Below are 25647 nucleotides of genomic sequence, written 5' to 3'. Positions count from 1 at the left end.
TTGTGTTGTATAAGGTAGTATCCTATACATGCCTATGGGAAGAACAGGGCATCGGAGGGAGGGGAAATATATTTTATAATGAGTGGAATAATTATCGCACATTGCCTGTAGAGTACTTTCTGGATGGGGTAAATCTATTTTTGCACTTATTTGAGCATATTTTTCACCTCAAGAAATAATATATTTCCCTCCTTTGCAGTGCGAGGTCGGACCATGAATCCTTGCATTGAGAAACTTTGAATCTTTATTTATTAACCAAATGTAGTGATATGAAAAGCATTTTGAATTTCAATGTCAGAAGTTTATGTTTTGTTCTTGCCATGCTGGTGGTGCAATGTGCCTTTGCACAGAACAAGACTATTACCGGAACGGTGACTGACAACAAGCAAGAACCTTTGATTGGTGTGAATGTGGTTGTAAAGGGGAATACTTCCGTTGGTGCAATTACAGACTTGGACGGTAAGTATTCACTATCGGTGCCTGAGGGAAAATCTACCCTTGTGTTCTCTTATATAGGATATGTTACACAGGAAGTTCCTGTGGAACAACAACCTGTTGTCAATGTAATTTTGAAAGAAGATGCACAGGCATTGGATGAAGTAGTGGTTATTGGTTATGGTACTGTAAAGCGCCGTGACTTGACCGGTGCTATCGCTTCAGTAAAAGGAGATGAAGTGGCAGCTAATCCCGTATCGAATGTTGCGCAGGCTTTGCAAGGGCGTTTGCCAGGTGTAAATGTGGTGTCCCAAGATGGACGTCCGGGAGCTTCAGTTACAGTGCGTGTTCGTGGAGGAGGTTCTATTACTCAGTCTAATGATCCACTTTATGTAGTTGATGGTTTTCCTGTGGGCAATATTAGCGATATACCGGCATCTGAGATTGAGTCGATTGATGTATTGAAAGATGCGTCTTCCACTGCTATTTATGGCGCACGTGGTGCAAATGGTGTAATTCTGGTTACAACAAAGGGAGCCAAGGAAGGTAAAATCAAAGTGTCATACGATGGCTATGTTCAAGCAAAACATGTATCAAAGACTCTTGAAACCCTTTCTGCTCAAGAGTATATTCTTCATAACTGGAGTTATGCCGCTTCTCGAGGAACAGCTAATAAAGATGCAGTTGAGAAATATTTTGGGTTAGGAAGTAAATATGGTAATCATTATGCAGAATATGGAAACATTGCGGCGCACGATTACACAGACGATATTTTGCGTACTGCATTGGCCCATAACCATAATTTAAATATTTCAGGTGGTACGGACAAGACAAGAGTCGTATTTACTTTAGGATATATTAATGATGAAGGTATTAAGATAAATTCTGATTACCACCGTATGAATGCTTCATTTAAACTTAAGCAGAAAATAACGAAGAGACTTGATTTGGATTTAGATGTTCGTTATACAGAATCAAATCTGAATGGTAATGAAGGGGTAACAAATGGTAAAGGTTCCAATGTATCTGGAGCTTATCGTTATCGTCCGATAGATAATCCGTTGGGCGGTGTTTCCTATTCAGAAGTTGCTTCGGGATTTAGCTTTGGTGTTGCTAATATTGACGATAAACACAATCCAGTAGAGTTGATAAACGATATTAAGAATGAGTCGTACAGTCGTTCATTGAGAGGCTCAGCTGCATTGTCTTGGGAGATTATAAAAGGGATGACTGCTCGTTCTGAGATTTCTTTAACTCGTGGAACTTCCAAAAATTCTTACTATGAGAATGGGTATACCAATGGTGATAAACGTGCTACGCTTTCACGAGGTATGAGTGACGGTGTCCGTTCGGTAACTACTGTAAATTATTTGTTTGATTTGGGAAAGCATCACTCATTCAATGTACTGTTGGGTAATGAAATCTTGACATCTGATTCGGAATCTTCTTCTTTGTCCGGCCGTGGTTATCCTGATACATTCGACTATGACCGCACAATGGGAATGATTCATACGGCTACTACTACAAGCTCCATGTCCAATTCAATCGGTGTGCCTAATCGTACAGTTTCTTTCTTTGGGCGGTTAAACTATACATTGATGGATCGATATCTATTTACAGGAACATTCCGTTCCGATGGCTCGTCCAAGTTCTCACCTGATCATCGTTGGGGATATTTTCCAGCGGGAGCTTTTGCTTGGCGGGTATCCGAGGAACCATTCATGGAAAATACTAAAGATTGGCTTTCTAATTTGAAATTGCGTTTATCTTATGGTACCTCTGGTAGTGATAATATCAGTTCTAATCTTTGGCGCGAAACATGGTCTAGCCAAGGTTCTGGCAATAATCATACTCCTATTAACGGTATAACAGGTTCCTTTTATCGCCCTGATGGTTTGCTTGCAAACAATAAACTGAAATGGGAAACGACTATCTCCCGTAATCTAGGTATTGATTTTGGTGTATTTGATAATCGTTTTAATGGTAGTGTAGAGGTTTATTGGAATACAACGAAAGACTTGTTGATGGCTGTACCCGTAGACAACACTACTGGCTATTCCCATCAATTCCAAAATTTTGGAAAAACTTCCAACCGCGGTGTTGAACTTTCGTTGAATGTAGATGTCATTAATAAAGGTGATTTTCGTTTTAGTATAGGAGCAGTTTACAACTACAATCGTAATAAACTGGATCAACTTGCTAATGCAGAGCAATATCTCTATTCTTCGTATTGGGCATCTTCGGCCCTAGTTCCTTCTATGGACTATATGCTTCAAGAAGGGCGAGCTATTGGTTTGGTGCGGGGATTTATTAGCGAAGGTCATTATGGTGTGAACGATTTTGATTATCAAGATGGAAAATATATTCTGAAGAAAGGTATTCCTGATTTGACTAAGGCTCTTACTGCCACTTATATGCATCCATTTGATTTGCCTGAAGGCCAGACTGCCTTTCCTGGTGCGCCTAAGTTCCGTGATGTAGATGAAAGTGGTACGGTTGATTTGGATGATGCTACATGCTTGGGTGAAGTAATGCCCCGCCATACAGGTGGTTTCCAGTTTAACTTTGGATATAAGGATTTTGACCTTTCTGCAAACTTCAATTGGACAGCCGGTGGAAAGGTATATAATGTAAATTCGATGATTAATGCTTCAGGTCAGGAATTTGATGGTATCGGTGCACAACGTTCGGCTTGGGTGGCAGATGCTTTCAAAGTATACAATGTAGATGCTTCCGGGAATCTTTACGCAGTTACTGATCCTACAGAACTGAGTACTTTGAATGCTCATGCTAAATACCATCTTCCTTATCACCAGAGTGGCATTACTTCTTCCGAATGGTTAGAAGATGGTTCCTATCTTCGTTTACAAACGCTGACTTTAGGATATACTATACCTAAGAAGTTGACATCCAGAGCAAATATTGAAAGAGTACGGTTCTATTTGACAGCAACCAACCTCTTTACCATAACTGGTTATTCTGGCATTGATCCTGAAGTAAACTCCAATCCTACTGGTAGTACTGGATTCACTAGTGGATTACGTATCTTTCCGACATTGAATATGGACTTTGGTGCTTATCCACGTGCGCGTTCCTTCACTTTAGGAGCTAATATTACTTTTTAATTGGAACTTGATGTTTAACAAATAATAAATAAGATATGAATAAGGTATTAAATATAACTCTTGCATCCGTTATGGCTTTTACTTTGGCTGGTTGTCAAGATTTTTTGGATACATCTTCCTCTAGTGTAACAGATCGTGACTTTGTCTTTTCAAGTGAAGAGTCTGCTCGTGGTGCTCTATACTATGGATATGAAACGCTACGTGCTAACGGAAGTTTACATTCTGTAGGTTTCTTCTGGCATCCGGTATGGGGATCAGATATAGAAGATTCTCAAGATATTTATAATGAAGGTAGTGCAGGCATACAGGAGAAGTGGTTTTATCCATCAGGTACTAGTAATTACAATATTAATACTGGTGAAGGGACCGAAGTGTTCAGTAAGGTTTATGAAACGATTGCTGTGGCCAATTCCTTAATTAACAGTTTTGAGAAGCTTCCTAATTTTCAGGAACTGATGACAGGAGAACCTAATAATCTTTCGGATATTTATGGTCAGGCAGTAGCTTTGCGTGCTACTTGCTATTGGGAGTTGTGCCGTTGGTACGGTGATGTGCCTCATGTCTTGAATGCAGGTGAGGCCGCACAGGGACTTAATTCCCGTTATGCTATTTATGATTATCATATTCGTAAACTTATGGAGGTAGAGCCACACATGTTCCGTCCTGGTGAAGGCACTACTCGTGCTGATGTAATGAACCGTACATATGTACAAGGACTCATTGGGCGTCTTTGTCTTTATAATGGAGGATATGCTACTCGTCGCACAGATTTAGGGGCTGATTTCTACGTGGATGGTGACGGCAACAAACTTTCCTTTGATGATTGGAGCGTGGAGAAGAATAATGCTATTTATGGCCGTCGCAGCGATTGGAAAGAAGTTTTTCAGATAGCTGTAGAATATCTTGAAGCGTGTTTATATAATTCAGGTTCAGTGGGGTTACGTTTTACAGACCCACGCACTAAGGGAGCAAATGGTGAAGAATATGGCAATCCTTACCAATATATTTTTCATCAGATGCATGCTAATAATAGTATTGCTTTGGCTGACGAATCCATTTATGAAATTCCTTTTGAATATAACGGTGGTTCACAACGTCCTGCTTATATAGGCCGTCCTTCGACAGGAGGAAATGGACAGGCTCCTTGTGTAGCTTGTGGGCAAGATCGTATTCAAGTGCATTTCTATTATGGCTGGTTTGACAATAATGACTTGCGTCGTGATGCATCGGTTTCTGTAACAGGAAGTACCGGTGGTGGACAAGAACAGATACAGTCTTTTGATCGTAGTGCATGGGGCAAGGGTTGCGGTCCGGGTACTAATAAATGGGATTGGAACCGTATAGAGAATCCGGATACGAAGACTTACGGAAACTCTGCCATTAACGTTTCTTATATGCGTATATCAGATATTTATCTGATGTTGGCCGAGATATACGCTGCATTAGGACAGGATGGTAAAGCTAAGCCTCATCTGGCTACTGTGCACAACCGTGCTTTTCCTGGAGGAGTGGATCCTAATTTTGATAAATATATTGCAGATTGCGGTTCAGTATATGATGCAGTGTTAAAAGAACGTGCGTTGGAGTTTAGTGGTGAAGGGGTACGCCGGTTTGATATTATCCGTACAGGAATCTTGCCAAAGGTAGCTGTAGAGACACGCCGGACAATGAATGCTATTATTGATGGAGTAGTAACAAAAGGTTATTATACTTTTGAGAACGGTAATCAGCTTCCCGCTTATATCTGGACCAAAATGGTAGATGCGAAGAAAGAATATGGTTATCGTCTGACTACCGAGACACCTGCTGATAAGAAAGAAGATCCGGTTCTTTTTCCTGGATGGCGTGGACAGCATAATGATTGGGGAAGTGTGGTTCCTGCCTATGCCGATCAGAATTTGACAAATGTTGCTATTAAAGGATTGTTTAAGTATATAGCTCCGGGAAGTCCTGAAGCAAAAGCATTGGAGGCTGAAGGGTATATAAAGACTAATTGGGCTGTAGACATGGATGCTTATAGGGATTCTTATGCAACTAAATTATTTGCGGGTTATACTGATGAAGATTATGTCGCCAAGAATCCGCCTATTCATCTGTTGCCAAATACTTATCAAGTGCTTCTGAATACCGGTATTACTAATGGTTATGGTTTCAAACAACAATAAATGCTACTTAAAAGAATGCTAAAAAAAATATTTCTTTGTATGTTAGGGCTGGTCACTTCGGTGACCGCCCTTTCCCAGTCTGTAAAAGGCTATGAGTTGGAACGGGAAATGCCTGTTTTTCTGGATGAGTTGAAAAAAGAACTTACTTATCCCATGGCTTGGGGGAATAGTCCCATAAAAGAGTTTGATGAATGGCGCACACAAGCGCGTGCCACAGTATTGGATGCCATGTTGGCTCCCCCGCCTTATACTGCTGACTATAAGACAGAAGTATTGGCTGAGGAACAACGAAACGGTTATCGCGCCCGGAAAATCCAGTTCAACCTTTCGGGATATTCGCGGGTAAATGCCTATATGCTGGTACCCGACGGGGAAGGTCCTTTTCCGGCTGTAGTGCTCCTTCATGATCACGGAGGGCATTATTCTATCGGTAAGGAAAAGATGATACGTCCTTTTGGAGTGGAATCTGCCGTGCTTGAAGATGCTGATGCGTGGGCAAAGCAATGTTACGGTGGTCAGTATGTAGGCGACTATCTGGCAGCCCATGGTTATGTCGTGATTTCTATAGACGCCATTTTTTGGGGAGAACGCGGACGTAAAGAGGGTATAGACGGAGAAAAACACATGTGGATAGCCGGACATTTTCAGATGTTGGGACGTTGCTGGAGTGCTTTCATGAATTATGAGGATGTATATACGACTGATTTCCTGGCAAGTCAACCCGAAGTGGATGTAAACCGTATCGGCTGTATGGGATTCTCTATGGGGGCATATCGCACTTGGATGTTGGCTGCCCTTTCAGATAAGATAAAGGCGGGGGCGGCTGTCTGCTGGATGGTGACTACAGATTGCCAGTTCTCCTGGAAGTATGGTAGGGAAAACGGTGGTTTTGCGAATACATTGCCCGGGCTTCGCCGTTATCTCGATTATCCGCATATTGCTTCGATAGCCTGTCCCAAACCGATGTTCTTTCTGAACGGAAGATTTGACAAATTGTTTCCACCGGAGGGTGTCAATGATGCCTTTTCAATAATGCATAATGTATGGAAGAGTCAGAATGCAGATGATAGATTGAAAACTGAAATCTGGGAGATGCCGCACGATTGTGGTCCGAAGGTCCAGGAGGCTGTACTGCAATTTTTGGATAGATGGCTATAGAGAGATAACATCTCGCCTTCTCGGAAGGTAGCCGGTTATAGCTGCTGTATAAAAACATCAAACTTATCAGTAATCATTAAGCCAAACTTCTGTTTCAACCGTTGTTTGGCTTTTATTACTGATTGAGTGGTGATATTGAAGAGAATGGCAATTGAGTTATTCTTGATTCGGGCACGTATCAGGTAGCATACCTTTAGTTCTTGAAGTGTAAATGTATATTTCTGAAGAGAAGCAGCAAGAGAATTCCCATAAAGCGCATCAATCATTGCAAACAGATTGTTCCATTCCTGCTCATCTCTGATAATGCCATAAGCAGGGGATGTCTGTATTCTATATAGCTGGCTCATGGCTAAAAGTTGTGCAGACGAGCAACCGGTGATAGTAGAAACTGTACGGAACTCTTTTAATTCTTTTGTCAGTTGCTTGTTTCGGGACACTAAGTAAGCATTCCACTCTTTCTGAGCCGGATTTGTGTTTTCAATGATTGGTTTACTCATACTTTCCTTGTTTGTGATTACGCAATTTCTTTATTTCTTCCCGCATCTGCCGTACTGCTGTAGAATTTACTTTCGGTTCTTTCGTCAATACTATGCGCTTCATTTCTTCGAACTTGTCCGGTTGCCTGAATTCCTGTTCCGCATAAAGCTTCGCAAGGAGATAATAGGGATAAATACGTCCCGGCAATCTATGAGTGGAACGGATGAACCACTCCTCCGCCGACAGGTAATCACCCGCCTGCCAGTAGTTCTTGCCTATGACATTCAGTATCATCGGATCATTGCTCCGTCGCAAAGCCTCCTTCAGGATGCGGTTGGAGTCCTTGGCTTTTTGCTGTCTGTGCAGGGCATGCCCGTATTCAAACAGGAAGGAGGCACGGTCTTTCAGCAACGGATAAAGCCGTCCGTAATCCTTTTCCGCAGATTCGTAGGCTCCGGCATTATACAGTACCTTGGCATTCATCCATTCCCGGCAGGCGTGTTCCGTTTTCAAGTCATTCTCCAGACGAAGACCACCGACGCTTCCCGCCAATACTGCCAAGGCCAGCCATTCCCTGCGGCTGCCCTCGGAAACACAGGCCAGCAACAGTCCCCCGAAAGTTACCATGAACACAGGAAGCTGCAAGGGATAAGACGAAAAGGAGAAAACCATCAATGAAAGGACGGCACCGCAAACGCCATACCGCCTTTTTCTGATTCCTATGTGCAGGCATGCCATGACAACCGCCAACAGGCATAAGGCCAAAGGAACCCCAAGTTCAACCGCCGCCTGCAAGTATTCATTAAAGGCATACTCGGGACTTCCCGCCACGCGCTCTTCCCATGGTTCATAGTCACCCGCAGCAAAATAGGTTTCCTGCGCGTCGCCGTATGCTGCTGCAAAGTTGCCTGTGCCATGTCCTTCCCAAGGCTTCCCCGCAATGGCATTGCAAGTAATCTTCCACATGAACAGACGCCCCCTTGCAGAATCCGGCTTCAGTGCAAACAACAATCCGCCGGCCAGTAATAAAAGGCATGACATGCCGATGGCAATCACCGCTGTCCGTCGTCTATGCAGCCGCCACTGTCCGCGAATACGATTTCCCCATCCGGCATAGCAACCATATACCCATAGGCAAGAGATACCCGCAGCCAGCCAGGCCGAACGGCTCATGCCGGCAGGAAGCACACAGAGGACAAGCAGCATGGCCAAACTTGTTGCCGCATACCCCGCCTCCCGTACAATCGCCTCCCGGGACCACCGGTCTTGTCGGGGCTGCCGAAGCGTCCGCCTTTTCTGCCTGCAAAGCAGCCATTGATACAGGCATACGGGAAGCGTCATCGCCAAATATCCCGAATAAGGACCGGGATTGAAGAAAGAGCCTGTCAAGGCATAGAGCGGATGATTGGATGATGTGAAACCATAAAGTTGACGCAACCCCCAAACAGCTTCCGCACTTCCCTGGACTATCAGTACCCATGAAATGGCACTAACGTAAGATAAGGCAACTTTGTTTGAGGAAACCAGCAAACTTAACAGAATGCCGATCGGAACCACAATAGCCGCCTTGTCAAACCATCCCCATTGTCCTACGGTTTCACCCATTGGAAGAGTGGAATGTGAAATGCAAACAAGTGACAGCGGCACAGCGACGGCAGTCCATTGCAGAACAACAGCAATTCCGCATCTTATCTTATTTATCCTATCTTTTTCCATATTCTTTCCCAACGAGTGGTTCCGGTACTTTTATCTATGGACTTCCATATTCTCCAAACCTTGCCTACGATATATTCTTCGGGTAACAATCCCCAATATCGGGAATCTCTGGAGTTTTCCGTTTTATCTCCCCCCATGAAATAGTAATTCTTTTGAAAGGTATAGTTTGTAATTTCATTCCCGCCCAATTGATAGCATCCTTTCTGTTCTGTTAATTTAGCCCCTTGTTCCCATTCTATCAGTTGCCTGTAAAGTACTACAGAAGAATGCTCCAGATGTATCTGGTCACCTGCACGGGGAATATAAAGCGGACCTAACTCTTTAATATTCCAGTTCAACAGAGAATCAAAAGGATAGGCATAGTAGCAATTCTGCTTTATCAACCATTGCACCCCCTGCTCTGTACTCATTATGCGTGCCAGCTCATCCTGAGATTCTATATTCCCGAGGCTGCCGCCGTAGCCGCTCACCCGATAATGTCCATTCTTTATTTCCAGTGTATCACCCGGTAGAGCTATGCAACGTTTGGCATAATAGAGCATCACATCAAAACCAATGCTGTCCCAACGCTCGGGGTAAGGGAAGTTGAATATTACCACATCATTATGGAGAATATCACTTGTACCGGGCATCCGTCTTATATGCAGTGGCTTATGATCTATCGCGTCTTCCAAGCTGAAAAGACGTGCGCCTGCGTAGCACTTATTTACCAGCACATTGTCTCCAGGCTGCAAGAGCGGACACATCGAGTCACTGGGGATGGAAAAGGATGTAAAAAGAAATATCTGTGTAAGGACATAAAACACAAACAGAAGCGCCGTACCGACAAGAAAACGCCACGACCATTTGAGCATCATATCCAAACAGTATTTCCCATTCTTATTTAGCCGTCCGGTCATTCCCGTATCCCCTCCGTTACGTTGCCAAGACTGTCTAAATAGAGCACTCCTGTCAAAAAATTAAGATTCGCCCCGTCTCTACATTCTGCTATAATGAAGTTATTGTCTCCTACGACATTCTTCACTATACACTCTCTGCCCTTGCGTTCTCCCAAAGCCAATACTTGATAATTGTTCGTACCTGAACCGCACAGATAGATATACGAATCCTTTTCTCCTGCTTCCAAAGGCAAGGTCACCCTCAAATCAAAGAAAGGATTGTAATACGAATCCGTTACATCCTGATAATACGGATTTTTCAGGAATGTGCGATAGCCATCATCTTCCATCACAATATCGGGACGTTGGATGTCAAATGTTCTGCGGTACACTTTGGGAGGAATGAGTTTACGGCGTTTAGAGAACACAATTCTAAATGTTTCAAAATCAGAATCTCCACCGCTAAAAGTTTGAAATATATGGTTTTCATCCAACATCGCACACCAGGCATGCCCATCTGTCGATTTGGCCCACACCGTACGATCTACAACGGTCGGGATTCCTACCGCCCGTAAAAGAAATGCGTAAAAAATGGCCAGTCCTTCGCAATTGCTCCTGCCGTTTTTATTCATTTCCTCAATTGAAGGATAAGTGGGGGAGAATCCGGCATAGGTATAACGCTTTTTCAGCATGCCGTTCAAGAAAAGGCAAGCTTCACCGGGTGTAGTGAATCCTGCCGAATCAAGGTAATGCAGATAGCGTTGCTGCATTTCCCTGCGCAGGGAGCAGAGCGGTTCGTTCATAATCCGATAAGGTAGGATATAACGGCAAAAATCATCAAAGGAGAAGCTGCGCGACCAGGGTTTCTGCCACACTTCAAAAGCAAGATCTATGTTTTCTATCAGATAGTCGGCGGAGACCACCTCAATATCGCGGTGTTTTTCTGTACGTATCTTGTATCCGCATGCGGACAAGGAATCCATCCGTGACATTAGGATTTCGTCATATATACCAATCTCTAAATCAAATTCATAAGATTGACCCTGAGGGTCTTCTATCCATTCATGTACACCAATATGATAAGGCATGTTGCGTATAAGGAATTCAGCAGCCTTCAGTTTTAGGGAGTCACTGCGATAATATTCCAATACACGTTCCAACTCAGCACGGTTGTCACCGGCAAGGCGCAACGCCCGTTCTAACGCCGTTTCCTGACGGCAAGATGGAAAGAAGAAAAAAACCAGACATACACATACAGTGAAATAAGGATATACATTATTCTGTGCTTTCATTTATTTTTCATTTTTATTTCGCAGTTCCACTGATTTTCAACCTCAATGGCGAAGATTCTGCGTTGCAATACACGATGATGGTTTTATTGAAATGCTCAGGGTGGTCGGCTTTGTAGGTAACCTGCAAGGAGATACTGTCCCTAGGACGAACAGGCTCTTCAGGATAGTCTACGGTAGTGCAGCCGCAGGAAGTATTCACATGCTCGATAACCAACGGATGATTGCCGGTGTTTTTCAATATGAAAGTGGCCTTTTGTTCCTTTTTCCAATCGAAGCTTCCTAAAGAAACAGCCATTTGCCCGATACCTACTTTAGTCTTTATCACTTTTATGTTTTTCTTATATTCGACTTCCTCTCCTTGAAGAACCTTTAAATATAATTCTTTCACTTTGGGATTTAATACAGGATTACCAATTGCTATTATTTTATTAGTTTTATCAAGCAAGAAAGTTTGAAAAGCCATATCTTTAGGAAAATTATTCAGCCTATTTAAACTATCTTCTACATCAATACAAATAGGATGATGAAAATGGTCTGTGCGCAATGTATGGCGTATATCTCTTCTGTCTTTAGTATTTAGAAAGAACAAAAACTGTACAGAACGAGATGTTACAGAATCTACAACAGACATAAATCTTTTCCATTCAGGAAGCCTTAGCTTGCAACTTGTACATCCTGTAGAATCCACATAAGTTAAGATTTTATATCCTACGTGAATATCATAATCTATTGTGTCCTCATCTAAAATAGTAAAAACAGGATTTAAAGGAAATTGTATCATTTTTCCATCCCATGCTTGTACCAAATCCTCCATTTCTGTCATTTTAGAATTTTTACAAGAAAACAAGGCTAGCCCAGCAAAAGCAAACAATAACAAAATTTTCATACCTAAACAATTGATTGCAAAAAATACTTCTCTATTTTTTCTCTGTAAGATTGAACAACTCAAAAGTCATATAATCTTCCGAATTGCCATAAAGCATCTGATAATCACGGCTGATATACAATCCATCCTTATGGACAAAAAACACATAAGAATTGTAAATGGCTTCCGGAAACAATGTCTCTCCTATAACATGGAAATCCTTGTCTAAAATGATTACTGAAAATTTCTTCCTGCCATAAACGGATTTTCCCCACCATTGGATATTATCTTCCAATTCTGTTTTAGGATAAGCAAAACGATAGTACACGTCCCTATACGAATCATATATCAAATCGCCATAGCGTGCCAGTTCAAGATTAAGTTTCGGTCCTTTTTCCGATAATTCCTGCTTTTCCGTTGGAGAGTCAATATAGCGGCTTTTCACTTTCACTCTTTTTACATCGGAGTGATCCACTGACGCTACTACTATATCCTCACTTGCATAAAAAGAATAAATAAATTCCTTGCCGTTAAATATGCGACTAAAACGAGTGTCATTGGCTTCCAGTTCCTCTTTAGTCAGAATGCTGTAAGTCAACGGAAGTCCCTCACACTTTTTCAAGACAGAGTCAACAGTCACGCTAAGAGGCGTTTTATCCAAAGCATGGAAACGCTCTACAGCAGGTTGGGTAATATACATTTTATCATCAATCAGAACCGGAGCGATATAGGGATGGGAAGAGGGGGTATAAGATGGAAGCACCTGGTATCCTTCGCTTGTAGTCCCATAAGGTATTTTTTGAACGACACGGCAAGTTGTATCGACCTTTATCAATCCTGCATAGGCATAAGAAGAAACATAGATATTATCCAAATCCTTAATATAAAGTCCTGTAGGTTGGACCACACCATCGGGGCCTTCGGATTCTATATTCAGCTTAAAAAGGAATTCACTTTTCGTAAAGTCATAAAACAGGATCTGATTAGTACGATAATTAAGGAAAGCAAGATATTCCTTCCCCCCATCATTAAACACATACAGATAGAATGCGTTATACCGGACATCAGAGTCCAATGCTATTGTTTTGTTTTTTTCCGTTGTCTCCAAATCATATACATACGAATTTGTATTCTTTTTCTCATTACCGCATGAGAAAAAAAGGCAAGACAATAAAGATACAAATAAATACTTCATCTTGTGCTTAGTTATTGAGAATGTTTAAAGTTCATTTTATTATAACTTTAAACATTCTCGTATTAATAATTTACAACCTATAAATTAAAATCCGCAAGGACAGACTGCCCCATTGTCATAGTAATTACAGATTGCTGAATAATCAGCATTAGTATGACATTGATCCGAAGTTTCTCCGCTCGCCAACGCCTCTACATTTGCCAACATCAAATCGGACATTGTTTCTGATTTCTGGTTGGTATAAACACCATATCCCGCTACTACTGCAAATACAGCGACAAAAGCTATCTTAATTAATTTTTTCATATTAGTCTTTTTTTTTAAGTGAATAAAATAATGGTTTTCATTAGGTGCAAACACAAAGTCCACATCCCATTATCAGGATTGAAGCGTCCTGAAGAGTCTGTTTTCACCAATCTATTGAAATAGTTAAAAACAGGCTACAATTTCAATTCTATTTCCTATCTTTGCCTAGACCTCCTTTAGGTGGGTTATGGAACGGACGGCACGCCTGTACCATCAAAACGTTCACCGTTCGTTCCTCTCCATTCCTATTCTTCCTTTATTTCATTTTATACTTTATTATCGGCTCATCCTTATTCACGTCCGTAGCAAGAATGATTCCTTCCCGTTCATTTACGGATATGCCACAGACATGGTGGTCGAGCACATATCTGCGTAATGGTTCACCCGTCAGGCTGAATACATAAATGTATTTTCCTCCATCCACATGGATGCCTCTCCGTGCATTTTGAGCGATTTCTTTAAAAGAACGTCCGTGAAAGACAGCATAAACAGCACTATCCGTAACCTGTACGTCGCTGAACCCCATGATACCCGTAGGGATGCCATAACCTTGCGAAACTTGAAACTTCGGCTCGCCGTGCGGGCCGATCCGTACCACGTGCGTACTGTCCTGCAGATTATAGATTTCGAGTATTTCGCCCAACTGGGTGACTGCCGCAAGCACTCCGTTCTCCGGATTGTAGTCGATAAAGCTACGCCATGCTTGCGCCAATGCGGGACGGGCATTCTTCAATGCGTCTTCATTGGAAGAAGGAATTTTGCCCATCTTGCGCAATAACTTTCCTTCACGGTTTACCCAACAAAAACGGCTGTCGCCCGAATAATCAGGAATGATGAAAGTACTGTCACCGTACGTTACAAAGTCCAATGCCCGAAGAATATCTTTATCCAAACCCACCGTCTCCTGACGAAGCAATGAATCACCGGATGAGTCAAACCCAAACCGGGTTAATTCGGACTTGTTGGCGTCAAGAGTCCATAAGGATTGCCCGTTCCAACGGATATTTTCTGCTGAAAGCATCTCTTCGGGAGAATCACCCAACTTACCGAAAGAAGACAGATAACTGAAATCAGGATAATGGAACAGATGAAAAAAAGTCTCTTGTCCATGCAAATCCATAACTACAGCCCTATCACCTTGTACCCGAATACGAAAGGGATAACGGAATAAAGCCGTATACAATACCTGCGTTGAAGCGGATAGTTCTTTCGTTTCCGGAAAGTCGGTATAGAGCATTCCCTTTTCGTGTGTCGCAGTAGCACATGCGGCAAGCAGGGTAAGCAACAGCAATATGTTAATTAAAGGCTTCAAGGTGATAGTCTTCTATTACGTACTCCACCTTTGCATGGTTTTTAGGGCAGTCTACAGAACCTGTACCAATGCACATGGCATTTGGCCCCCATTCACCAGAGGCCAAAGCATCTATATTCTCCAGCATCAGCCCCTCTAAATTACCTTTCTTGGAATTAAGCTGAAAGCAAACAGCAGCCATTGCAACTAAAACCAAACCAATAAATAAAGCTTTCTTTTTCATGTTTTTCATATTAATTATGTTCTTGTAATGATGATAACAAAGGTAGAGGGAAACTTGAATTTTATCCAAATTTTAAGTCTGACAAAGTCTGACAGAACCTTCTTTTTAACAATGTCAGACTTTGTCAGACTATACTGTCAAGCCCTGCAATTCGGACTTTTCTTCGATGAAATGGCCTTTTTTCAACTGATAAGCAAGCCTCTCATTTTCTATCGTCCAATCGGTATTTTGAGACAAATACTCACGCAGCCTTTTGATATTAGTATGTACTTTCTCTGATGTTCCTGTACCATCCGGCCACAACAACTCCATTATCTCATCATTAGACAGCCTGCAATCTTTCGCATCCAAAAAGCCTCGCAACAATTTGGCAGACATAGGTGACAATATCACCCTGCCATTGGTATTTTTCAGTTCTCTTAAGCTTGTGTCAAAAAACAAATCATCTTCCAGTTGATAGATACACGACCCACTTTTGTCGGTAACAACCACCGAAACTTTCCTCTCTGCAACCATTGATGTCCTATTGAAGAAAAATCGGTGACAGCCCCTAACCACATAGTTCTGAATCAAGGGCAAGCAAAAGCAACTGACAACCAGAATGCACAACCAAAGTATATCCATTAAGGAATAAACCTTCCACAAAGGAAAATATGTATATCCGGTCACACCAAACTCACATCTGTATCCCAGATAATAAGACACAAGGCTATCCGATTTTGCCACATAAAATGAATCATCCGAATAAGTGTAAGTTTCATGTTCCTGCCAATCTGTTACAGAGACCCGCACCGCCGTTTTCCCGGGATAACCCATTTTTGCCAATAAGCCCTCCCACACCAAATTTAAAGAATCAGCTCTCAATGGATATTTATTAAGCATAACCGAACGTAATCCTCTCAAATAAGAAGCCCGTTCTATATTATGAATGTGCCTTTCATAAGGAATGACTATCTTCTTTATGCCATGTTCACTTTCTATAGACACCGTTATAGGTCTTTTCTCCCGGTCATTGGACTCTGCTACAGACGCATCTACATAGCCATCTGAATGAAAATAAATATCCTTTTCATTTCGCTTCCGTAATTCATCCTCCAAAGCCTGCCGGAAAGTTCTATGAGCCTGGACTTTCCAATACTCCGTCTTGTTCTGATAAAGAAACCAGGCTGTAATGCAAGCTGATACAAGCCCTATAGCCACACATACCAACAGCAATTTTGTATTCTCGCACATGACCTGTTTCCATTTCCTCCCCCCGCTATTCATTACAAATATTATATTGACATAAAAAAATAAAAGTAAACACCTATTACATGCTAACAATGCAATGATTGTAGCAGCCAACAAAGGTAATAAGATTTCAATGAAATATAAAAAAACGACTTGGTTATCCCGAATAATCTTTAAATAGACATCTTGTTTGAGAATTATGGACAGGATTGCCTATAGCAACAACCTTATTTTCACTATTTATTAAAAATGTCTGAAATTCATCTTTGTTGGGAAAATTGTTTAATAAATTGAAGGATCAGCTTTGTCTATATATACTGGGTCTGAAAATTGTGTATGTTTTAAATATTCTTTCAAATGGGACACATCACCTTTTTTAGGATTGAAAATAAACATACAAGGCACATCTAAAGAATCTAAAATAGAAAACAAATCAGTCCATTTTTTTAACTCAATCTACAGCTAACACACCCTACAGAATCAACATAATTCACTATAGCATATCTATAATGTTCAAACCTGTATTTATCCAAGGTATTTTCTACATAATTTCTTGGCTCCCATTTTTCAGGGAATTTAATAACCTTACCGTTCCACTCTTTAATAATATCAACAGTAGTTTGCTTCTTTTCGCTTGAACATGACATACACATTACAAACAATACACAATATAAGTATTTCATTTCATCAAATAATATTTGATAACAACTGGATTGTCTTCATCTTTCACTTCTTCCAATCTCCGCAATGTTTTCTCAGACATATACATTCTGCTTTCCTCATTCACATATTTCTCTAATTCATAAGGAAACAAGATTGTAGCCAAAACATTGTCTTGTAGAGCATAACATCTATGCATATTCACCGGAGCTTCCGGAGACAAAAAATAAGTTTTTTTTGTTTTCCTGTTATAAATCAGATGATAAGTTTTCTTGTTTCGGATGCAACAAGCATACACAAATGAATCATCAATCATCCGAATAATTGGCAATAAATATTCGGACGCTAACAAATATTCACATTTCTTCCAAAAAAATTCTTTTGAGCCTATTTGGTCCTTTAATTTTTCATCCAATTCTTTCTTTGTCACCTTATCTCCTAAATCCAATTCGTAAATAGGTTTAAAATTTCTTTGTACCAAATTATATTCATAAAAATGATAATCCATATAATAAGGAGCATAATATAACGCAGCATCACATTGCGAAAAAGCTTTCTGCATCATTGTTAGAGTTGAAACATACCCTTCCTCTATAAGAGAGACGTCCTTTGAATGAGAGGTCTTATCCGTAGAAAAATCACATAACCGTATCGTAAGGTTTTCTTCTTCATTCCGGACAGGTTCAAAAGCATATATATTCTCGTCTAAAAGATCCATTTTCATAGCAGCAAAATTGTCACTATTTGGCAAACGGCTGTTTTCTACCCAATTAAAAGAAAGGTCATAGCGGTGAATGATTCCCTGTCCTACCGGACTGTAAATCTCTATCATATTAGAATAACGGTTATAAACTGCATCAACCGCCATCAAGTAGTCATGGGGACCTTCACCTCTGCAGGTATTAGAACTGCTTATATAATCACCGTTCTCATCAAATAAAAAGATATATTGCCTACTGTCCATAATCATATACATCTTTTGTTCCTTCAAATATTGGAAACTACTAAACTCCTTCATCAAGGTGTGGTCTTTACTCTCTAAAGGAATAATTTCAATACTGTCTAAAAAAGACATATCATCCTTTATTGCATTTTCAACAGATATTATCTCCGTATCCATAAACACTTCATGCTTAATAGTTCCCGAAGTGCAGGAAGATATCAAATACAGTAAACAAAACAATATAATATTCTTCATACAATTCTTAATATAGTCATGGGGCAAGTCAAGATACTTCATTGACTTTAACTTTACTGCCAACCTTTTTCTGCGATTAGCATTAAAGCGGATTAGTATCTGACATGCCTCTGACATTAATCATTAATAACAAACATCACAATAATTCGACGTGTTTGACGTGCGTACACAAGCCGGTCCTGTATATTTGTTTTTCTCTAATAAATTTCCATATCTGGCCCAACAACGTCCAGGGTAGAAATATGTTAATGACGATCTTCGCCAAGACTCCCGCCTTCAATTACATATTCAACTTTAATTCCTTTTTTCGGACAATCCACACTCCCCTTTCCAACGCAATCTATTGGAACGTAACTTTCACCGAAGGCTAGCCTTCTATATTCATCAAGAGTAGATCATCCATTTCTTTTTTAGTGTTCAGACCTATGAAAGCACTGATTGCACATACCATGCATAAGGCAACTGCAAAAAAACTTTTTTTCATTTCGAGCATATTTATATAAGATTAGTTATTTCATATGGAGCATTGCTGCTTTTATATGCACGCAAAGGTATGTGAAAAGTTGCAGATATTCCATTTTACTCTGTAACCATTAGTAACCAAGTTTCTATCCATCTGATTCTGTTTCGTTTAGTTGGATTTGGTTACACTTGGTTAGTTTGCGCTGACATCTCTTGAAGAATTGTCTTTTTTTTCGATGGAATGGGCTTTTTTTTAGTTGATAGGTCTTGTTGCCGTCATAAACGACAGTTATATCAGAAATTCCTTCCAATGTTTTGAACATCACGATACAAGGTTACAGAATATCCTCCTGTAATCAGGATACAGAAAAACGTGGCTATACTTAGGGCTATTATGTTTTGTTTCATTTAGCAAGGTTGGATATCGCCTGCAAATATACATTATATGATTGGATATGGAGTTTCTTTTGCCATAGTAATTGCAATCCTCACTTTTATATAAGGTTTATAATACGGTTATGCACTTAATTACCAGCGTATTCTGTTTACGCATGAGTTGCATGCTGATGTAAAAGGCTTTACTCAAGTATGTAACGGTTGTTACCTCTTAGTGTAACGGTCGTTACCCAATAATGTAAACACTTTTATGCCTTGATGTAAAAGATGTGATGCAATGAAGCAAGGAATGCAATACTTTCTGCTGATGAAAAGGAGTCCTATTTCCAACAATATGTTTCTTTATAGGCATCAAAGTACTCCTGCTGCTTCAGTCCTAATTCTTTGGCTAATGCAATAACCTGTCTTTGTTCGGCGGGTGACAACAGTGTTTCGCCTTTCCGCTTCTGGTAGTATCTTCTGAATCCCCAACTGCCTATCAGTCTGTAACGGAAGATAGGAGATACACGTACTGGAAGTGATTCTGTTGTACATAAAAAGCCTTTGGCATAACGGACTTTCTTGTTGGAACAATAGTATTCACATTTGCCCGGTGTCATTTCTGCAATCTTCCGGGGATTCAAGGTAGATAGGAAAGGAGAACTGGCAGGGGCAAAGTTGTAGGATATCTGCCGCAAACAGGTGGCACTTTGGGGACAGTCCCGGGCGGCACATAGGCCGAATTGTCTGGGAACTTCTGAATAATCAAATGGTTGTTCTTCCATTGTTTCTTTAAATATTAATGTCTTGGTATTTTTCCGACATGAATTTATAGTGTACAAAAGTAACTTATTCTCATCGGATAAACAAAGAACCTTAAATAATTTTTATGTCTTCCGCCTGTCCGCCTGCCTCTGATTGACCTTGTATTCCGTAGGAGTGATACCGTACTGCTGTTTGAAGCATTTACTGAAATAGTGAGAATCGTTAATCCCCACCATATAAGCAATCTGTGCCATATTATACTCTTCTGTCTCTATTAGCTGCGCAGCACGTTTCATGCGTATTTCTCTGAGGAATTCGACAGGTGATAAGCCGGTTAATGTCTTCAGTTTCTTGAAGAATACGGAACGGCTCATGTTCACTTCCGACGCGATGTCTTCTACCATAAGTTCGCCATTGTCCATGTTCTTTTCAATGGTTCCCAATACCTTGTCCATGAACTTGCGGTCGTTGGCAGAAAGGAAAGGTTCCGGAACTCTTTCGGGCTGTTGTGCCTTGAAGTGCTCTGCGGGCGGTTGCTCGGAGCGGGCAGGCAGCAGACTGGCGCAGTACAATGCTTGCAGTTTCTTTCTTTGTTCGAGCAGGTTGAAGATGCGGGCTTTGAGATAGGCGGCACTGAAGGGTTTCGTAATGTAATCGTCTGCTCCCTGTTTCATGCCTTCTATCTTGCTTTCTGTATTCGATTTGGCGGTCAGCAATACGATAGGTATGTGGCTGGTAGTTATATCTTCACGAAGGGCACGCACCATTTCTATTCCATCCATTCCGGGCATCATCACGTCGCTGACAATGATATCGGGCTGACAGTTCTTGCTTTTTTCCAAACCGGACTTTCCATTCTCGGCTTCTATCACATTGAAGTGCTGGATGAAGATGGTTTTCAGGAAAAAACGCAGTTCCTGGTTGTCTTCAACGATAAGAATACTCTCTTTTTCCTTATCCATGTATTCTTGCCCGCTTTCGGCAAGGAGGGGGAGCTGTGAGGTTTGGAATACCTGCCCGGTGTCTGTTATTACCTGGTCGGACAGGATAAATTCTGTAGTTTCGTCAAAGTGACTCTTGCCTTTGGGAAGTCTGATGGTAAACCGGCTCCCTTCACCCGGGTGGCTGTGCAGGCTGATGTGCCCATGATGCATTTCGACAAGTTCTTTCACCAGTGATAGCCCGATGCCGGTACTCGACTGATTGAACAGGTTCTTGTCCATCAGGTTCTCGAAACGGACGAATAATGATTTTTGTTTGTCTTCTGCTATGCCGATGCCTTGGTCTTCTACCGTAACGGCTACTTCCGTTTCCGTTTCTGTAATCACTGTTTTTATCTGTTTGCCCTGCGGAGTATATTTGAAGGCATTGGACAACAGGTTGAACAGAATCTTTTCCAGTTTGTCCGTATCTGCCCAGATGTGGAGGGAGGCAAGCTCCGTCTTCAGCCCGAAGTCTATTTGGTGTTCGTCGGCCAGATAGTTGAAGCTTTCCATAATGTGTCGGGTAAAGGGAATCAAATCTATCTGCTGCACCCGCATCTTCATTTTGTTGTTTTGTATTTTACGGAAGTCCAGTATTTGGTTCACAAGACGGAGCATGCGGCTGGTATTCCTTTCTACCAATGACAGTTGTTCCTTTTCTTCGTGATTTAAATGCCCGTTCTGCAGAATCTGTTCTATGGGGCCTGCAATTAAGGTAAGCGGAGTACGCAACTCATGGGATACGTTGGTAAAGAAACGTAGCTTGATGTCTGATATTTGCTGTTCCACCGACACTTTGTGTTTCAGGCGAAAGATGGTGAACAGTATATAGGAGGCGGTAAGGATGACGAGGACAATGAACAGGGTATAGAGCAGATATGCCCAGGGTGTTTCCCAGAAAGAGGGAAGCACGGTAAATTGCATGGTACGGACATTTTCCACCCATACTCCGTCGCTGTTGGTTGATTTCACCTTGAGGGTATAGGTGCCTTTGGGGAGGTTGGTGTAAGTGGCTGTCCGCTGGTTGCCTATGTAATTCCAGTTCTTTTCAAAACCTTCCAATTGGTATGCATACGAAATGCTGTTGGGGTATCTCATGTCCAGGGCGGCAAACTGGATGCTGAAGCTGTTCCGGTTATGGGGCAGTTTTATCAGCCGGGTGTCGTCGATATCGGTAGTCAGGATTCCGCCTGTCCTGGGAGTTACCGTTTGTTCCGCCTGCCGGAAATTGGTAAAGATGATAGGAGGGACATAGCGGTTGGTATTGATGGAATCCGGTGAAAAGTAAAGAATCCCTTTTACGGTATTGAACATGAGTTGCCCGTCCTGCGTTTTCAATGCGGCGCCTTCATTGAAGTTGATATGTTGCGGGAATACTTTGGAGGGGTAATTCTCTATATCTCCGGTTGAAGGGGTAAACTTGCATAATTCTTCTTCTGTAGCGAACCATAGATTCCCTTTTCGGTCTTCGGCGACGGAAAGAAGGATATCAGAGGAGAGTCCTTCTTTCATTGTGTAAGGCCGGAACGTGGCTTTGTCGTCATCAAGCGAGATCAGTTTGTTGAATCCTCCTCCGAAAGTGGATATGTACATTTCACCGTTTCGGGTAAAAAAGATGCTGTGCACATCGTTGTTGCTGAGGCTGCTCATGTCCGAAGGTATGCGGCTGAATTGGCGGAAGCTGACTCTTTCCGGTTCACTGAAATTTCCGTCACACATCAGCAGGCCGGTAGTGCTGCCGATCCAGATGTTTCCTTTGGGGTCGCTGGTCACGAAGCGTGTGCGGTAGCATTGGCTGATAGGGTAATTTTTCAGCCGGTTCCTGTAGTTGATAAACTGGGGGGATTGGGAGCCTGCATCGAGGTTCAGGAAGTTGATGCCTCCTTCGAATGTGGCAATCCATAGCCGGTGCTGCTTGTCTTCATACAGGCTGTAAATATTGTTGCCGCTTATGCTGTATATGTTGTCTGTCTTCGCCGTGTATTGCTGTAACCGGAAAGATTTGGAATCTCCGTTGGGAGTGGCGGCTATCAGCCCGTTTCCTTTGGTTCCTATCCAGATGGTGCCGGTATGGTCCTGTGTAAAAGAATAGGCTATCCCCAGTTCATCCGTACCGTTTGGAGATATTTTACCCTGGGCGGTAAGATTGCCTATATATTTCAAGTCCTTGTCATAAATACGTATGATTTTGTCTTTGTTGCCTGCCCATATATTTCCGCTTCTGTCCTGATAGACGGCACGGGTGTTGTTTCCGGGAAATTCAGAGTCCTCCGGATGTGCGGCAAGCAGATGGAAGTGGCTTGTGTTGAATGTGACCTTTTCCAGCCCGTTGCCATAGGAGCAGAGCCAGAGGTTGCCCTGCCGGTCTGTAAACAACCCGGTCACTTTGTTGTCGGAACTCCAGCCGGATTGCAGGGCGGGATTGTAAAAGGGACGTATCCGGTTGTTTTTCCGGTCATACCAGGCGAGCCCTCCACCGGAAGGATGGAGCCATAACGAGCCGTTGATGTCTTCGTAGATATACATCTCGGGCCGGGAATCCACGATGTCTTTGCCGTATTTGTCTTGGAGGATAAAGTAGTCAATGCATGCTGTCCGGGGATTGAAATGAGTGACTCCCGTGATGTTATGCCTGAGCCATACCTCCTGGTGCGAATCTATGTAAACTTCCTTGATGTGGTTGTCTTTCAGATTTTTAGAAACGGTGGTGTTGTAATGGACCGATTGGCCTTTTTCCGGACTATATACAAAGAAACCGTCACTGGCCGTACCTATGAATAGTTGCTTGTCTTGGAGTGGCCGGATGAATTTGACGGATGAGTGGGTCGGGAAATCTTTCAGGATAAACTGTTCGTTGGCAAACTGCCAGACACATCCTTTGCTGGAGGTGAAATAGATGGTTTGCCCCTCTTCCAGCGCTTCGTAGAATGGTTGCTTTTCCGATTTGGGAGGTGCCACGAAAAAGGGGGACAGTTGTTCTCCTTTTTCGTCCCGGCTTAGTTTATACATGCCGTTTTCGGTCAGCAGCCATTGGTTCCGTTGCCGGTCCAGGAAGATTTGGTTTACTCTTTCTTGATAGGGTATTTGATGTGCTTTGAAAAAATTATCGGCAACCATCTCATGGGTATCGGGGTGGGTTGTGATATGAATCAGTTCTTTTTGGCTGGTGGTTATCCATACGTCCCCCGTAGGCAGTACGTACAGTTCCTGTGAGAGGTAATTGTCGTATGGAATGGCCTGGAATTTCTCTGTTCTCGGGTCAAAGCGGAAGACACGCTGGTCATAGCTCTGTAGCCAGATATAGCCATACGGGTCTTCTTTGATATTGTCCATCCGGTTATTGCTCAGACCGATATGGTCTCCCGGATGGGCTTTGTAGTTTTTGAATGTATATCCGTCGAATTTGTATAATCCGTCCCATGTGGCAAACCACATGAGCCCTTTATGGTCTTGTATAATGCTTTGTACCGTCTTCTGGGACAGGCCGTTCTCCGATGTATATTGGGTGAAGATATGAGGAAGTTGGGCATGGCACAGGCAGATAGCCCATAAGCATGAAATGAAACAAAGGAAATTCTTTCTCATAGTCGTATTTTCTTGATATTGGCCCGGCTATTTTAGCCATTTATTGAAGAATTCCAAAGTCTCTTTCTGCATCTCCCTGTTGAAGAAATGTTTCTCGTTCCAGATTTTAGTGACAAGGCGGTCTGCCGCATGCTGGCTTTTCCAGACAGATTGCATGGTGGCGTATGCATCTTTCACTCCCGCTACCGGAAACAGTTTGTCTTGTGTTCCGTTGAAAAAGAGGGTGGGCTTGGGACAGGCAATGCTGGCAGTGTGCGGATAGTCCAGGTACCGGCGCAGGTTGGGGACAATCATGGAGTAGGCCGAGCCGCCTTTATTCTGATTGTTAGCCAGGCTCATGAGGTAGCCGGTAGTATTCATCCAGCAGATGGAAGCAGATGCTTTGACGCAGTCGGTGATGGCGGAAAGCATCCAGGAGCGGTAAGCTCCCATGGAGAATCCCAGGCATCCTATTTTTCCCTTGTCTACAAAAGGAAGGGAAGAGAGGAATTCAGCGCTGCGTACATCGTCCATATTGATAAAGGCTCCCCAGGAACTGCCCATTTGCAGGAAATTGGAAGCCAAAGCCTGTTGCCCGTCATAACTGATCCCCTCTTTACGTCCCCGTTCTCCCCAGAACAAGGCATCTATGGACAGTACGACATAGCCGTTGGCCGCAAAGTAATCTCCGGTATATTGACTGTCGTAACAACGCATGACCCAGTCATCCGCATCTGCCAGGACTTCGGGCTTTACATGGAAGGGACGTACCATTTTTTCTTTCCCGATAGAGAAGTGTGCCCCGTGGTCGTGCAGCATCACGATGGCAGGAAAAGGGCCTTTCCCTTCCGGCACAAGCAGATAGGCGGGGATACGGCACCATTCCGATACGTTGAACAGGATTTTACGTGCCTCGTATCCGTTCCTGTGTTCCGTATCCACTACTTCCATTTCATGACTTTCCGGGGCAGGGGCAAGGTTCTGCATGCATTCCGTCAGAACTGCGCGTGCTTCCGTACGCCATTGGCTGAATATTTTTGTTGGAGAGTTTCCCCATGCCATGGGATAGGTGAGTTGCTGTTTCAGCTGCTCGTAAAAGACCGGCATGTTCTTTACTACTTCATAGGATGTGGTGTCGGTCTGCGCTATGGCTGTGAAGTGCAGGGAAAAAGACAGAATGGAAAAGAGAAGAATGTGTTTCATGGTTTGTCTATCTGTTGCGGTTATTAAATTAGAAGCAAAGATACAAGAATTTTCAATGAA

At 42.4% G+C, this 25647-nt stretch carries 17 protein-coding genes; 3 read left to right on the top strand and 14 right to left on the bottom strand.

The window, feature by feature from the left end; all coding sequences use genetic code 11:
• Positions 1 to 269 precede the first annotated feature (269 nt).
• Genes HMPREF9446_RS09070 through HMPREF9446_RS09060 form a run of 3 tightly spaced genes read left to right on the top strand, consistent with a single transcriptional unit; the run spans position 270 to position 6883 of the window.
• A complete protein-coding gene (locus HMPREF9446_RS09070) occupies positions 270 to 3560 on the top strand; it encodes a SusC/RagA family TonB-linked outer membrane protein (RefSeq protein ID WP_009125306.1) in 3291 nt (1096 codons plus the stop codon).
• A 35-nt stretch (positions 3561 to 3595) separates the two neighbouring features.
• Complete coding sequence (locus tag HMPREF9446_RS09065; RefSeq protein ID WP_009125305.1) at positions 3596 to 5725, top strand: RagB/SusD family nutrient uptake outer membrane protein; 2130 nt, start codon at positions 3596 to 3598, stop codon at positions 5723 to 5725.
• Between the two features lie 15 nt (positions 5726 to 5740).
• Positions 5741 to 6883 (top strand): dienelactone hydrolase family protein, encoded by a 1143-nt coding sequence (locus HMPREF9446_RS09060; protein ID WP_039968883.1) that lies wholly within the window; start codon positions 5741 to 5743, stop codon positions 6881 to 6883.
• Positions 6884 to 6918: 35 nt separating this feature from the next.
• Here the strand turns inward: HMPREF9446_RS09060 and HMPREF9446_RS09055 are convergent, their stop codons facing one another.
• The 14 genes from HMPREF9446_RS09055 to HMPREF9446_RS08990 form a co-directional block, all read right to left on the bottom strand.
• Positions 6919 to 7380 (bottom strand): helix-turn-helix transcriptional regulator, encoded by a 462-nt coding sequence (locus tag HMPREF9446_RS09055; protein WP_009125303.1) that lies wholly within the window; start codon positions 7378 to 7380, stop codon positions 6919 to 6921.
• Positions 7373 to 9076: an O-antigen ligase family protein gene (locus tag HMPREF9446_RS09050; protein WP_009125302.1), complete on the bottom strand. Its 1704-nt coding sequence runs from the start codon at positions 9074 to 9076 to the stop codon at positions 7373 to 7375. Before HMPREF9446_RS09050 ends, HMPREF9446_RS09055 begins: the two co-directional genes overlap by 8 nt.
• Complete coding sequence (lepB, locus tag HMPREF9446_RS09045; protein WP_039968912.1) at positions 9058 to 9933, bottom strand: signal peptidase I; 876 nt, start codon at positions 9931 to 9933, stop codon at positions 9058 to 9060. Before lepB ends, HMPREF9446_RS09050 begins: the two co-directional genes overlap by 19 nt.
• Before the next feature lie 38 nt (positions 9934 to 9971).
• Complete coding sequence (locus HMPREF9446_RS09040; RefSeq protein ID WP_009125300.1) at positions 9972 to 11246, bottom strand: transglutaminase-like domain-containing protein; 1275 nt, start codon at positions 11244 to 11246, stop codon at positions 9972 to 9974.
• A 13-nt stretch (positions 11247 to 11259) separates the two neighbouring features.
• Positions 11260 to 12132: a DUF1573 domain-containing protein gene (locus tag HMPREF9446_RS09035; protein ID WP_009125299.1), complete on the bottom strand. Its 873-nt coding sequence runs from the start codon at positions 12130 to 12132 to the stop codon at positions 11260 to 11262.
• A 31-nt stretch (positions 12133 to 12163) separates the two neighbouring features.
• A complete protein-coding gene (locus tag HMPREF9446_RS09030) occupies positions 12164 to 13306 on the bottom strand; it encodes a DUF4221 family protein (RefSeq protein WP_009125298.1) in 1143 nt (380 codons plus the stop codon).
• Positions 13307 to 13390: 84 nt separating this feature from the next.
• Positions 13391 to 13612, bottom strand: coding sequence for an NVEALA domain-containing protein (locus HMPREF9446_RS09025; RefSeq protein ID WP_039968879.1), 222 nt, complete (start codon positions 13610 to 13612; stop codon positions 13391 to 13393).
• Positions 13613 to 13868: 256 nt separating this feature from the next.
• The gene (locus tag HMPREF9446_RS09020; protein WP_410510779.1) at positions 13869 to 14903 is read right to left on the bottom strand and encodes a BF3164 family lipoprotein; all 1035 of its coding nucleotides are present in this window, start codon (positions 14901 to 14903) and stop codon (positions 13869 to 13871) included.
• A 4-nt stretch (positions 14904 to 14907) separates the two neighbouring features.
• Positions 14908 to 15156, bottom strand: a complete 249-nt coding sequence (locus HMPREF9446_RS09015; RefSeq protein WP_009125295.1) for an NVEALA domain-containing protein — start codon at positions 15154 to 15156, stop codon at positions 14908 to 14910.
• 120 nt (positions 15157 to 15276) lie between these two features.
• Positions 15277 to 16380: a winged helix-turn-helix domain-containing protein gene (locus tag HMPREF9446_RS09010; protein ID WP_245532261.1), complete on the bottom strand. Its 1104-nt coding sequence runs from the start codon at positions 16378 to 16380 to the stop codon at positions 15277 to 15279.
• A gap of 676 nt (positions 16381 to 17056) precedes the next feature.
• Positions 17057 to 18157 carry a 6-bladed beta-propeller gene (locus HMPREF9446_RS09005; protein WP_222859819.1) on the bottom strand — a complete coding sequence of 367 codons (1101 nt, stop codon included), beginning with the start codon at positions 18155 to 18157 and terminating at the stop codon, positions 17057 to 17059.
• A 1256-nt stretch (positions 18158 to 19413) separates the two neighbouring features.
• Positions 19414 to 19857 carry a DUF6078 family protein gene (locus HMPREF9446_RS09000; RefSeq protein ID WP_009125286.1) on the bottom strand — a complete coding sequence of 148 codons (444 nt, stop codon included), beginning with the start codon at positions 19855 to 19857 and terminating at the stop codon, positions 19414 to 19416.
• A gap of 102 nt (positions 19858 to 19959) precedes the next feature.
• Entirely contained in the window at positions 19960 to 24405 is a 4446-nt protein-coding gene (locus tag HMPREF9446_RS08995; RefSeq protein ID WP_009125285.1) for a hybrid sensor histidine kinase/response regulator transcription factor, read from the bottom strand.
• Between the two features lie 27 nt (positions 24406 to 24432).
• The gene (locus tag HMPREF9446_RS08990) at positions 24433 to 25587 is read right to left on the bottom strand and encodes a dienelactone hydrolase family protein (RefSeq protein ID WP_009125284.1); all 1155 of its coding nucleotides are present in this window, start codon (positions 25585 to 25587) and stop codon (positions 24433 to 24435) included.
• Between the last annotated feature and the right edge of the window lie 60 nt (positions 25588 to 25647).

The organism is Bacteroides fluxus YIT 12057 (assembly GCF_000195635.1).
In the GTDB taxonomy this organism is placed as follows: domain Bacteria; phylum Bacteroidota; class Bacteroidia; order Bacteroidales; family Bacteroidaceae; genus Bacteroides; species Bacteroides fluxus.
This window is presented reverse-complemented; position numbering and strand designations above follow the sequence as displayed.